The following is a 12,598-nucleotide window of genomic DNA, read 5'->3' on the forward strand; positions in this document are numbered from 1 at the left end:
AAATTCTACTTTTGATCACCGCTGTTTTTCGGGGGGATTACCCTATCAGAAGTACTTTTCATTAAACCCACCAAATACCCGAGTACCTCAAAAACTCTGGCACCAGTACCAAGAAACTCGAGCCCGATATTACGATGCCCGATACATGGCGCGATCTGCCGCCTTACAATACCTGGACTTCATAAACAAGGAACACCCCACAACCCGGCCCCACCGTGGAGTTGGGTTTCATGGCATTACACTTGGCATGGGTGCAGGCAGAGGTAACGCCAAAGAGTTTTGTTATTTCTCAGTCAATAAGCTTGGATCGGCCAAGAAATTCTACATTGATGAGCAATTGACGCTTTCAAAGGCGTGGCAGCAGGCTGTTTTTCATTGGGGAGAAATCTATGAGATTAGAGAAAAGGACGTTGCTGAAAAGCTGAAGCTTGTACCCTATCCCGGTCAGTTCAAAGCACTTAGGAAATACTTAAACGAATATGAGGACTACGATCTTCCGCCAAGCGTGCTTCACCACGTTTATACGGAACAACGTAGCGAGATCGAGAAGCAGAAAACCCAGAAAGATACCGACGGAAGGCTCGAGCAAGATGAGTTATTAACCATGTACGCTAACCTTGAGCGCGAAGTATCGGAATTCAGCAATTAGAAGGATTCTCGCCTTTTCTTCAGATAAGATTGCAGTTCACTCTGACGAGCGGAAAGCACTGTCATTAGTCGCAATTTAAACGGTGTCGACTAGTCGGACATCCTTTTTCGCCAGTGCATATGCCATATTAATGATAGCCCTGGCCATTCCTCGCGTGAGATTCAACATCATCAAACCAAAAGCATCAGGATCTTTTCCGTGTAGCTGGAAAAAAAGATCAGAACTTACCTCAAGGACAACAGATTGAGACTTCGCAACCGTCATTGCCGCTCTGTCTCGCAAGGCGATCATCGCCGCAAAGCCCATATCCTCTCCGGCTTCGTGGCAACGAACAAATGACCATCGATCCTTTTTTCCAGCCATAAAAGTCTCACTCGCCCCTTCGAGCACGATATAAAACGCATCACTTCTATCGCCTCGAGAATAAAGGGTATCCCCGACATCCAAGCTGATTAGTTTGCCTTCTCGGAGTAAGTATAGAATTATCTCGTCCGGCAGGGCGCCAAAACTGGAGAGTTCACGGAAATAGGAAATGCCTTTCGCTTCCCAGAAATCAAGGCCGTCAGTTTCATGCATGAGCCTGTCTCCCTTCCGCCGATCCACACCTTAATATTAACTCTCCTTCCTCTACTAAGCATCAGTGCCGCTCCGGGAATTCGGCGACGGTTTAACTGATTTATCCAAAATCCCCTACGACACACAGATCCGACTCATCCTCATTCAGTTTTTTGTAAAGGTAGGACCTAGAGATCCCGAGCTCTTCTGCAACCCTCTTTTTGTTGCCATTGTGTCTGGCCATCGCTTTCCTGATCAACGATAACTCATAGCTCTGGAGCAAAGACTTCATTGAACCCGTCTCATCCTCTTGTTCAGGTATTGTCGGAGTCCAGATCTTCATACCCTGGGGCCTGAAGTCCTCGACCCCCAGCTCCGACGATTCACAGAATATGGTTGCTTTTTCAACCTCATGCATGAGCTGACGTATATTTCCAGGCCAAGCTTTTTCACGCAGGTAGTGGTACACCCTCGGATCGATATGCTTGATCTTTCGTACAGTTGGCGAGTTGGAGTTGTTAATAAAAGATTGAACGAGATCCGGAATATCCTCGAGGCGTTCAGAGAGGGCCGGAAGCTCTATTGTAACAGTACTCAGCCTGTAGTAGAGATCGAGCCGAAACTGATCTTCTTCAACCATTTTGCTCAAGTCTCGGTTGGTCGCCGAAATCAGCCTGAAATCTGAATGCTTGTTAGATTCACCTCCAAGTCGAGTGAAATTGCCATCTTGCAGCACTCTCAGCAGTTTAACCTGAACATCTGTTGGCATCTCGCCAATTTCGTCCAAGAATATAGAACTGTTATGGGCTGCTTCGAATTTACCTCTTCGACCCTTGCTGTGGGCTCCAGTAAAAGAACCCGACTCATAGCCGAATAGTTCACTTTCGACAAGCTCACCGGGAATCGCACCGGAATTCACGGTAACCATAGACTTCTCTCTGCGTTCACTAAGACTGTGAATCGCTTGAGCCGCCAGTTCTTTTCCGGTACCGCTTTCTCCCAGTAAAAGCACAGGAACATCCAGTCCCGCAACTTTCGATAGATCCGATTTCAATTGCCGTATCGCTTCGCTTCTGCCGACGAGATCATTCAAACCATGGGAATGATCCCTCAAGTTGCGAGCTTCCCGCCTGTAATACTGCAACTCAGATTTAAGTTTGGCGATCTGCTGGTTCATTTCTGCCAACTTTTCCGGCCCCTTAAACATTACCCGCCCAAATGCACCAACGGCCTCGCCATTTTTGATTACTGGGAACCGACTGACTACGCGGGTGATTCCGTTCATTTCCTGAAGTTGACCAATTTCAGCCACGCCGGTCTCCACCACCTGGTGCAGCCGGGTATTCTCAATCACTTCAGTAACGTGTTTACCGACCGCATCGCCGCGCCCCAGATCAAAGAATTTTTCATGGATACTCCCCAGGTAAACAATCTTTCCGTTTCGATCCACAACCGTCATACCAGAATACGGATGATTGAAGAACTCGTTGAGCAGATCGTAGCCAAAATCGACGGATGAGATGAACTCGAATAGCTCCTGATTCAATTCTTCCGGGTCAATCAGAAAGGCACTGTGCTCGTCAGTAATCCAGCCCATCACGAAGTAGTTGTCTCCATCTACCTTCATGGGGGAAAGAAATCTTTCCTCATTTTCTCTCTTCTTAATGAGGTCGAACAACGCAGTCTGAATTCCCTGGCTCCGGCCCAGACCACTTCTGAATATCAGTTCACCATCAGCATCAAGGATGACAACGCCACCAGTTCTGGAAAAACTCATAACCTCTCCTCGCCCGACATATGGTGCATTTATCGAAAACACTGTCGCGACATGAAAGTGTCTTGCTGAAGAACACATTATTTAGAAACGAGAGGAAAGTCAGGAAATATATTCTCTACGCTAGCGTCAGGTCTTTGTTTTTAATTACCTTTTTTCAAATAAATAGTTTTGGCCCGGACTTTGCCTCACCACCATTAAATTTGGAGGTGGACAGATGTCAGAAAACCAAGCAACCGCGCCATTTGAAAACGGATTTGATTTATTGTCGGGCGTCAGAGTCCTAGATCTCACTACTTCGATCGCAGGCCCATACGCCGCAATGATGCTGGGCGATATGGGAGCAGATGTAATAAAGGTGGAGCGTCCCGGGATCGGTGATGACTGTCGTCATTGGATTCCACCCGAGAACGACGGAGAGTCGCTATGGTTTCAGAGCGTCAACCGCAACAAGAAAAGCATCACAATCGGTTACAACACCTCGGAGGGCTATGACCTTCTCTCTGGTCTGATCGAACAAAGTCATGTCGTCATTGTTAACCAACTACCGAGAGTGCAGAAGAAACTGAAGGTTGACTTTGATTCCCTGAAACGAATCAATCCTGGCATCATCTTCGTCTCTCTCACCGGCTTTGGTCTCGACGGTGAACGTAGCGAGCATGCCTGTTACGACCTGATTGCTGAAGGCTACAGCGGCATCATGGACCTGACAGGCGAGCCCGACTCTCCTGCCCAAAAAGTCGGAACACCAGCGGCAGACATGCTGGCAGGTATGGATGCTGCCTATGCGGTCGCATGTGCTGTTTTTGCCAATCTGAAAGGAGCTCCCCGCGCCCGGCAAATCGACATTTCTCTGGTTGAGAGTATGACCAGATTTCTAACCCCAAGGATCGTTCCGTTTATGGGCGGTGGTGAGTTGCCAAGACGCAGTGGCGGCCGCGACAGTGTTATCGCCATCTATCAGGTTTTCGATACACAGGACGACCCTCTGACACTGGGGCTGGGCAATGACAATATTTGGTCACGCTTCTGGCAGTCAGTGGACCGGCCGGAATTCGGAGACACTGAACGCTGGCAAAGTAACCAGGAACGACGCCAATGTCGGGCGGAGATCGTCGAGTTGATTCAGGAGGTTCTGCGGACAAAGCCTCGCGAACATTGGCTTCAAAAATTTGCCGAGGCGCGGGTTCCTGCAGGCCCAATTAACCGAATCGATCAACTGATTGAAGACAAAGAGCTTCAGCGGCGGGGACTTTTCTACAACATTCCTAATGGCCAGGGAACCATCCCGCAGGTTGGTACAGGCATTCAACTAGATAGCCAAAGCAACACACCGCGCTTCCCGCCCCCCAAACTTGGTGAACACACAAAGCAGGTGCTGGAAGAAATGTTAGGACTGGACGCAAGCACGATTTCAACGCTGAAAGAAAAAAACGTCATCTAAACGAGAGGTATTTGTCATGGCATATGAAACCATTTTGTATGAAGAAATCGGCCCGGTCGGAAAGCTGACACTGAACCGTCCAGATGATGGCAACATGTTCACTGAAACAATGTGTCACGAGATCCGCGACTGCATTAATGAAGTGCGCAGGGAGACCCGCACACGCGTCCTGGTGATTACCGGTTCCGGAGATAAGTTTTTTTGTGTCGGCGGACGAAAAGATGGCATGGAAAACTCCCTCCTATATGCCGGCGTGCTCCCAACCTTGGAAATGTATGAAAGCATCGAGAAATTGCAGAAGCCGGTAATCGCCTCTGTCAACGGCTACGCAGTAGGGGGCGGTAACGTTCTCCAGGTCGTCTGCGATCTCACGATTGCTAAGGAGAGCGCAGTATTCCGTCAAGTAGGCCCGTCAGTCGGCAGTTTCGACGCCGGCTACGGCACTTGGTATCTGGAAGACTTGGTTGGCAAAAAGAAAGCCAAGGAAATCTGGTTCTGCAATGACAAGATGAGTGCTCAAGAAGCTCTCAACATCGGCATGATTAACCGAGTAGTACCGGATGATCAGCTGGAAGAAGAAACCATGAAGTGGGCACTGCACGTTGCCGAGAAAGGTGCCTTTGCCCTCGCTTCAGTGAAAGGCGCATTTAATGCTCGTCATGGCGGCGTTGGCGGTCTCGGTCGGATGGCTCATGACCTGCTCTTGCGTCCATATCTTGATACCAAGGAAGCCAAAGAGTTATCAGCTTCCTTCGCAGAACGCCGCAAGCCTGACCCTGACACGTTCGGCCATTAAACCAATCGCCAGCTCGGGGTTTTAACATGAGCACTATACTGACACTACAAAACCCATCGGTAGCCCGGAGTTACTACGAAGCCGGGCTATGGAAGAAAGACACGTACTATTCACTCCTTGAGAAACACGCACGGACCCAACCCGACGCCTATGCTATTCGGGATAGCCGACACAGGCTCACCTATCGAGAGCTACTCGACTGGACCAATACGCTTGCGGATGACCTTAACGAGTCAGGCATTCGACAAGGCGAGCGCGTGTCAATCTGGCTGCCTAATTGTGTTGAAACCGTCGTCATCTTCCTGGCATGCAGCAGGAACGGGTATGTCTGCAACACGTCCCTCCATCAAAACTATACCGTTGAGGAGATCGTCAATCTGGTAGGGCGCCTGCGAAGCACTGCACTCTTCGTGCAGCCCGGGTTTGGCGCTGACGCGACCCAAAACGATATTTTCGATGCGGTAGACCGGTTGCCATCCTTAAAGCAACTCTACACGGCCTCGGGTGATTCAGATCGCGCCAAGCCATTCCCGAGCGGCAAGCATGGCTATACCGCCTCAACGCCGGTGGACTCTGATCCAGACAAGGTGTCCTACCTAGCGTTCACATCAGGAACCACCGGCGCACCCAAAGGCGTCATGCATAGCGACAACACCCTGCTTGCCAACGCACGAGCGATGGTTGATGACTGGCACCACAATCACGAAACCATTCTTTTCCTTGCCAGCCCTCTGAGCCACCACATTGGCACCGTCGCCCTCTCCCAGACACTCGTCGCCGGTTCCGAAATGGTGATCAATGATGTCCCCATGTCGCAAATGCTCGACCGCATTATTAATAGCGAGGCCAGCTACGTCATGGGCGTACCCACACACGCCATGGATATCCTCGCCGAGGTAACACGGAGGGGCCTGACGGAGCTTGGCTCGGTGAAAACCTTCTATATGGCCGGAGCCCCGATTCCCACGGAAACCGCAGAGAAGCTGCTGTCTCTCGGTGCCACGCCGCAGAACGTCTATGGTATGACGGAAAACGGATCACACCAGTACACGCTTCCGAGTGACGAGACTCGAACCATCGTCGGAACGTGCGGAAAAGCCTGTAAAGGGTTTGAGATTCGTATCTGGCAGGAAGGCGACCCGAACACGGAAGTCGCCCAGGGTGAGATCGGTGAAATCGGCAGTCGTGGCGCACTACTCATGCTCGGTTACTACGACAACCAGACCGCGACCGAACAATCGTTCAATGAACACGGCTGGTTCATGAGTGGTGACCTGGGTTTTGTGGATGAAAACGACTGCCTTCACATTGTAGGTCGTGCCAAAGACCTCATCATTCGTGGCGGTCACAACATCCATCCAGCAAGGATCGAGGAGTTGGCCATTCGTCTTGAGGCGATCGCCAAAGTTGCTGTGTTTGGGGTTCCTGACGACCGGCTCGGAGAAAAAGTATGTCTGGCGGTCATCTGCCACGAAAAACAGGCCCGGCTAGTCCCTCAGGAAATCCTCGATTATCTGAAAGAGGCGGGTCTTTCCAAATACGACATGCCGGAATACTTCTCCCAGCTTGACCAGTTTCCGCTAACGCCCAGTGGAAAAATTCTCAAACGAGAAATGGTTGAGATGGTGAAGAACGGCACTCTCGTCCCCGAAGCAGTCCGGTGGGTCGATCCAGCGAAAAGGTAGGTTTGCAACATGTCCATAGAAATTACCCGGGAGGGTGACGTAGCCATCATCACCCTCAACCGTCCAGAGGCGATGAACGCTCTGAACTTTGAGATTATCGAGCAGCTTGGTAAGGCTTTCGACGAGGTTGAAAACACCGATGCCAGGGCGTTGTTGATAACAGGCCAAGGCGAGAAATCTTTCTGTGCAGGGGCCGATATCAAAGAGCTGATCGGACGCAGCCTGGTAGAACAAAAAAAAGGCGCCGAATTGGGCCAGAAAGTCTTCGCCAAACTAGATTCTCTCCGCATTCCAAGCGTTGCTCTCATCAATGGCTATGCTTTCGGTGGCGGACTGGAACTGGCCCTTTCCTGTACTTTCCGTTTGGCCACGCCGAACGCCAAGTTGGGCTTACCAGAAATCAAACTTGGTTTGATCCCGGGATATGGGGGAACACAAAGGTTGCCCAGGGTCATTGGAGAGGCCAAGGCGATGGAAATGATCATGAGCGGAAAAACCATTTCAGCATCTGAAGCAGAGCAGATGGGGCTAGTCAGCCGCATCCTGCACGAAGACGCCAAGGCAGAAGGCCTTCAATTTATTAACACCTTCAGCCATCACAGCCTGCCCGTTCTGGGATTCATCCGAGAGGCCGTTACCCGAGCTCAATCCGCCTCTTTGCACGAGGGGTTAAAGGTAGAAGCCGATCTATCAACACTCGCCTATCAAATGGAAGATTCTGCAGAAGGTATGCGCGCTTTCATCGAAAAACGGCCAGCCAAGTTTAAGGATCAATGACAATGGGTTCTACAAAAGTCATCGTAGTTACGGGCGCAAGCCGAGGCATCGGTGCCGCGATCGCAATTGAGCTTGCAAACCGTGGATATAAAGTCGCTTGCCTCTCAAGAAAAGGACTGGGTGTAGAGGAAACATCTGCCACCTCAGAAAATTTACTGCCTTACGCCTGCGACATTACTGATGAAGGTCAAATGAGAAAAGTGCTGCAGCGTATCCAGGAGGAGCTCGGAGGTATCCAGGGACTGGTAAACAATGCTGGCATCCATCTCAATGGCCGCAGCAGTGACTTCAGTTCAGAAGATTTCAGCAAGGTACTGGAAACCAACACCACCGCTCTGTTCAACGTCTGTCGGGAAACCTTCCCGTACCTTGCGGATAACGGCGGTCTGATCGTCAATATAGGCTCGTTCTATGACAAGCTAGGTGTGCCTTGGAATACGGCCTACTGCGCGTCTAAAGCGGCTGTAGCCGCCATTACCCGCTGCCTGGCAGTGGAATGGGCCAAGAAAGGGATTAGGGTAATGAATGTGGCTCCCGGCTATATTGAAACCGATATTAATAGAGAGGCATTGCAGATGGATGAGTTATAACTGAATCTGGTGTTTGAAGATTTGAAAGAAAGCGGCGTATCTGGTTGATTTGTTGTCGCCAAACAGTCAACCAACCAAGAGTACACCGCCATGGGAAAGAGTAACGTTGTCGGGATATCAGGTCGAGAGGAATCGGTTGATCCTTTGACCGAGTTGCTGCGTCGAGGCGCACGGGAGTTGATTCATCAGGCAGTCGAAGCTGAGTTGTCTGAGTTCATGGACACCGTTGGAGGGCGTAAGCTGGAGGATGGTCGAGCGGCCGTGGTTCGCAATGGGTATCAACCTGAGCGAGCCATTCAAACGGGGGTTGGCCCGATCACCGTCAAAGTACCGAAGGTGCGAGCAAAAGATGGTCACCCGGTGACCTTCCGGTCGGCCTTGGTTCCGCCGTATGTCCGCAAGACCCGCTCGCTGGAAGCGGCGTTGCCCTGGCTGTACCTCAAAGGGGTGTCGACTGGTGAGATGGAGAGTGCGCTGGAGATTCTGGTGGGCCCGGAGGCCAAGGGCTTGTCGGCCAGCACCGTCGCCCGACTGAAACGTCAGTGGGCCCAGGAGTATGACGCCTGGCGCCAATGTCGATTAGACCGGGACCGTTGGGTGTACCTGTGGGCGGACGGCATCTACAGCGGTTTGCGGGCCGAGGATGCCAAGCTGTGCGCCCTGGTCGTGATCGGTGTGAATAACCGCGGCGAGAAGCGCTTCTTGGCGATTGAGGACGGTGTCCGCGAGTCCACACAGAGCTGGCGTGAAGTGTTGCTGGATCTCAAGGCGCGAGGCTTGAATGCGCCCAGCCTGGCCATTGGCGATGGCGCCATGGGCTTCTGGGCGGCACTCGAGGAAGTATACGGCGAAACACGTCAGCAACGGTGTTGGATGCATAAGACCGGCAATGTGCTGAACTGCGTGCCCAAGTCGGTCCAGTCCAAGATGAAGACGGCCCTGCACGACATCTGGCAGGCGGAGACCAAGGAGGACGCCGAAACCGCCTTCGATCGGTTCGAGAAGCGATTTGAAGCCAAATACCCAAAGGCCGTCCAGTGCCTGCAAAAGGATCGCGAAGAACTGTTGGCCTTTTATGATTTCCCGGCCCAGCACTGGCAGAGCTTGAGGACGACCAATCCGATTGAGTCGACCTTCGGCACCATCCGCCACCGGACCAAGAGAACAAAGGGCTGCCTGAGTCGGGACGGCATGTTGCAGATGATGTTCAAGCTCGGGGAGTGTGCGCAGAAAAACTGGCGCCGTCAGCGCGGCTTCCACTATCTGGGCAAGGTCATCACTGGGGTTAAATTCAGAGACGGAATCGAGGTGGATACAGACAATCAGGATGTTGCTTGATCAAGTCTCTGAACACCAGATTTGACGATAGCTCGCCAATGGGGTGCGGTAAATGCAAGAAAACTAAAGAAAGGCTTATCTTCTGCGGCGTCGATATATTCGATGACCTTGTCGGCGTAGAAGTTAGATGAGTAGAAACCTTCAGGCGCCTCAACCTGCTTCCCATCCTCCAGATAGATTGCCTTTGGATCGACACCAATAATGGCGCGCCCATCATCAAAATGGCTGGCGCCACCTTGGACAAGCACCCAGGAGTTATCGAAACCACGGGCTTCCGGGCTCAGCTCTTCCGTCCGACCGAGGTGCCATTTACCGGCTATCGACGTACTGTAACCATTGTCTCGAAGGACTTCTGGAAGGGTTGCTACGAGATCGTTCAGATACCCTTCGTAACCGGGTTTACCTTTCTGCTCTGCAGTGAGTAGTTCAGCCATGTTACCGATACCGGCCTGATGACTATCAGTACCGGACAACAGCATGGACCGAGTAGGCGAGCAGGTCGGTGCTGTATGGAAGTTGGTCATGCGGATGCCTTCATCCGCCAAAGCATCCAGGCTTGGGGTTTCGATTTCCCCGCCGTAGGCGCCGATGTCCGAGTAGCCCAGGTCATCGGCCACAATCAGGAGAAAGTTGGGTTTGCCCGCCTTATCAGCGGAGGCCATCATCGAGGCTGCCATCAGCCCCAGGGCCATACCCAACCGACGAAGCAGTGCATTGTTGTTGTACATCTCATGCCCTCAGTCAGTTTGTTGTTGTGCCACCTGTGAGTGGTCAACTTCATTCTGCTGAGGGTTGTGATGTAAGGGTTATCCCGTATGCGCAGGCACTATCATAATAGCGCAACAAATTGATTGCGGATTTGCTGAAACCAACTAGAGAATTTCATGAAACGCCATCGTCGGTCATGCGTTGACATTCACTGTCAAAACCAAGAATAAACACTCTATCCAATTGAATAAAAAAGCCATTTCAAAAAAAGCATCTCTATGGCATAGCCGTTGCAATCCCGTTGACGACAACAACAATCAAGGGGAAACGTTATGGCTCTCGATCAAGCAAGCAGTCAATTCCTTCAGCAACTCGCCGCTCAGGGTGCACCGGCTTTTCATACGCTGAACGCCCCCGACGCACGGGCGTTCTTCTCCACCCTGAGGGAAATCATCGGCAAAGGGCCCGTCGTCCACCGTAGTCAGGAATTCAGCATCACCTCCGGTAGCGCTGCCATATCACTCCGGGCGCTGGTACCCAGCTCCGAGCCGGACGGCATCATCGTTTACCTGCACGGCGGCGGTTGGGTGGTTGGTGATCTGGACGATTACGACACCCTGGCAAGATTCATGGCGACCGAGAGCAACTGTGCGGTGGTTCTGGTGGATTACCGGCTGGCTCCTGAACACCCCTTCCCTGCGGCCATTGATGATGCCTGGGCCGCGCTCCAATGGGTTTCGACTAACCAGAGCATGGTGTCAGGTCTGGACAAGCCGCTCCCTCTGATCGTGGCCGGAGACAGCGCTGGCGGTAACCTGGCCGCCGTCGCGGCCCGCAAAGCCCGTGACGCCGGTGGCCCCGTCCTGACCCAGCAGGTCCTGATCTATCCGGTTACTCAACCGGATCTCGCCACACCGGGTTATCAGGATCCCGCTAATCAGGGCCTGTTAAGTCAGGACGATATGATCTGGTTCTGGAACAGTTATGTGCCAGACACCGCCCAACGCAATGATCCCGACGTCTCCCCACTGCTGGCGAAAAATCTGTCCAATTTACCGCCAGCAGTCGTCATCACCGCGGAACACGATGTTTTGAGTGACGAAGGGGCCGCCTACGCCAGACAACTGGAAGGCGCCGGTGTTCCAGTCGTCTATCGCCAATGCCAAGGCCAGATACATGGCTTCTTCACCATCCTGAACGCACTGCCTGAGAGCAAGCCGGCCAGAGAGTTTGTAGTGAGCGAAATCGGCCGTGCGATCCGGGAAAGCAAAACCGCCAACGCATGATCCACCCGACAAAAGCAACAAAAAGGAGAACCAACATGAAACTAAAAAAACAGATACTGACCCGAAAAATCCTCGCCATGGCAATCTGTACCGGTACAGCGGTCACGGTCCAGGCCGTCGAGAATGGAGTGACCAACTGGCCCAACGGTGTGAATACCGTATTACCGGCAATGATGCCTGCCCCGGGAGAAACACAGTTCTACGGCTACACCGTGTTCTACTCCGCGGATGAATTTAAAGATACCAACGGCGACACTCTGCCCGGAAAATTCGAACTGGACGTGTTTGCCCAGGCATTTCGCCTGAATCACACCTGGGACTACCAAACCGATTCCGGAATCACCTTCACCAGCGGCGCCATCCTCTCTGGTGGCCGCAACTCCCTCGATGTGGGCGTGGCTGATGACTCGGAAACCGGTCTGAACCAGATATACCTCACGCCGCTGTACGTGAATTGGTCAGCCTCAGAAAGCCTACATTTTTCAACCGGTTTCAGCGGATTCATTCCGTTGGGCGACTATGACCGCAACAACCTGATCAACACCACCAGCAACACCGCTTCCTACGTTCAGGAGTTCAATATGACCTGGTTCGCGAACCAGGAGTGGGAGCTATCGCTGTCCCCCACCTTCACGTTCAACTTTGAAAATGACGACACCGACTATGAATCCGGTGACGTGTTCAACGTTGATTACTTTGCCGGCTACCGCCCCGCCTCCGCGCCACAGTGGCAAGTCGGCGTTGCCGGGCATTACACCAAGCAGTTCTCGGACGACGAGATCAACGGCCAAACCGTTGGTGATGGCAATCGCCTGCAGAAGTTGGCGGTAGGACCTCAGGTTTTCTACGGCCTCGGTCCAAAAACTGCCATAGTTTTCAAATACTTACATGAAACGGAAGTGGAGAACAGTTCCGAAGGCGGCTCCTTCTGGTTCCAGTTCGCCATGCCCCTTTAATTATCCGAACGCGTTGTAAACACGGGTCAACCGGCCCGCT

12 protein-coding genes are annotated in these 12,598 nt (G+C 52.2%); 9 read left to right on the forward strand and 3 right to left on the reverse strand.

Features of this window, described 5'->3' with window-relative positions:
- Positions 1–649, forward strand: a 649-nt coding sequence (locus A8B84_RS09970) for a hypothetical protein (RefSeq protein ID WP_227512785.1), incomplete at its 5' end; no start/stop codon positions are given.
- 75 nt (positions 650–724) lie between these two features.
- On the opposite strand, the gene A8B84_RS09975 is transcribed toward A8B84_RS09970, so the two are convergent.
- Positions 725–1,225: a cyclic nucleotide-binding domain-containing protein gene (locus tag A8B84_RS09975; protein ID WP_064229053.1), complete on the reverse strand. Its 501-nt coding sequence runs from the start codon at positions 1,223–1,225 to the stop codon at positions 725–727.
- Positions 1,226–1,325: 100 nt separating this feature from the next.
- On the reverse strand, positions 1,326–2,981 hold the full coding sequence (locus A8B84_RS09980; RefSeq protein WP_064229054.1) for a sigma-54 interaction domain-containing protein: 1,656 nt from the start codon (positions 2,979–2,981) through the stop codon (positions 1,326–1,328).
- A 214-nt stretch (positions 2,982–3,195) separates the two neighbouring features.
- On the opposite strand from A8B84_RS09980, the gene A8B84_RS09985 reads away from it, so the two are divergent.
- From A8B84_RS09985 to A8B84_RS10010, 6 genes are all read left to right on the forward strand, one after another.
- Positions 3,196–4,422: a CaiB/BaiF CoA transferase family protein gene (locus tag A8B84_RS09985; protein ID WP_064229055.1), complete on the forward strand. Its 1,227-nt coding sequence runs from the start codon at positions 3,196–3,198 to the stop codon at positions 4,420–4,422.
- Positions 4,423–4,438: 16 nt separating this feature from the next.
- A complete protein-coding gene (locus A8B84_RS09990) occupies positions 4,439–5,218 on the forward strand; it encodes an enoyl-CoA hydratase-related protein (RefSeq protein ID WP_064229056.1) in 780 nt (259 codons plus the stop codon).
- A gap of 26 nt (positions 5,219–5,244) precedes the next feature.
- Positions 5,245–6,903, forward strand: a complete 1,659-nt coding sequence (locus A8B84_RS09995) for a class I adenylate-forming enzyme family protein (protein WP_064229057.1) — start codon at positions 5,245–5,247, stop codon at positions 6,901–6,903.
- A gap of 9 nt (positions 6,904–6,912) precedes the next feature.
- Positions 6,913–7,680 carry an enoyl-CoA hydratase/isomerase family protein gene (locus A8B84_RS10000; RefSeq protein WP_064229058.1) on the forward strand — a complete coding sequence of 256 codons (768 nt, stop codon included), beginning with the start codon at positions 6,913–6,915 and terminating at the stop codon, positions 7,678–7,680.
- A gap of 2 nt (positions 7,681–7,682) precedes the next feature.
- Positions 7,683–8,270 carry an SDR family NAD(P)-dependent oxidoreductase gene (locus A8B84_RS10005; RefSeq protein WP_064229059.1) on the forward strand — a complete coding sequence of 196 codons (588 nt, stop codon included), beginning with the start codon at positions 7,683–7,685 and terminating at the stop codon, positions 8,268–8,270.
- A 90-nt stretch (positions 8,271–8,360) separates the two neighbouring features.
- Complete coding sequence (locus A8B84_RS10010; protein ID WP_064229060.1) at positions 8,361–9,608, forward strand: IS256 family transposase; 1,248 nt, start codon at positions 8,361–8,363, stop codon at positions 9,606–9,608.
- Here the strand turns inward: A8B84_RS10010 and A8B84_RS10015 are convergent.
- Positions 9,593–10,336 (reverse strand): sulfatase-like hydrolase/transferase, encoded by a 744-nt coding sequence (locus tag A8B84_RS10015; protein ID WP_064229061.1) that lies wholly within the window; start codon positions 10,334–10,336, stop codon positions 9,593–9,595. The genes A8B84_RS10010 and A8B84_RS10015 overlap by 16 nt on opposite strands.
- Positions 10,337–10,648: 312 nt before the next feature.
- On the opposite strand from A8B84_RS10015, the gene A8B84_RS10020 reads away from it, so the two are divergent.
- Together A8B84_RS10020 and A8B84_RS10025 are read left to right on the forward strand one after the other, a co-directional pair.
- Positions 10,649–11,602, forward strand: coding sequence for an alpha/beta hydrolase (locus A8B84_RS10020; protein ID WP_064229062.1), 954 nt, complete (start codon positions 10,649–10,651; stop codon positions 11,600–11,602).
- Between the two features lie 35 nt (positions 11,603–11,637).
- The gene (locus A8B84_RS10025) at positions 11,638–12,558 is read left to right on the forward strand and encodes a transporter (RefSeq protein WP_082905140.1); all 921 of its coding nucleotides are present in this window, start codon (positions 11,638–11,640) and stop codon (positions 12,556–12,558) included.
- Positions 12,559–12,598: the final 40 nt, after the last annotated feature.

The organism is Marinobacter sp. EhC06 (assembly GCF_001650915.1).
In the GTDB taxonomy this organism is placed as follows: Bacteria; Pseudomonadota; Gammaproteobacteria; order Pseudomonadales; family Oleiphilaceae; genus Marinobacter.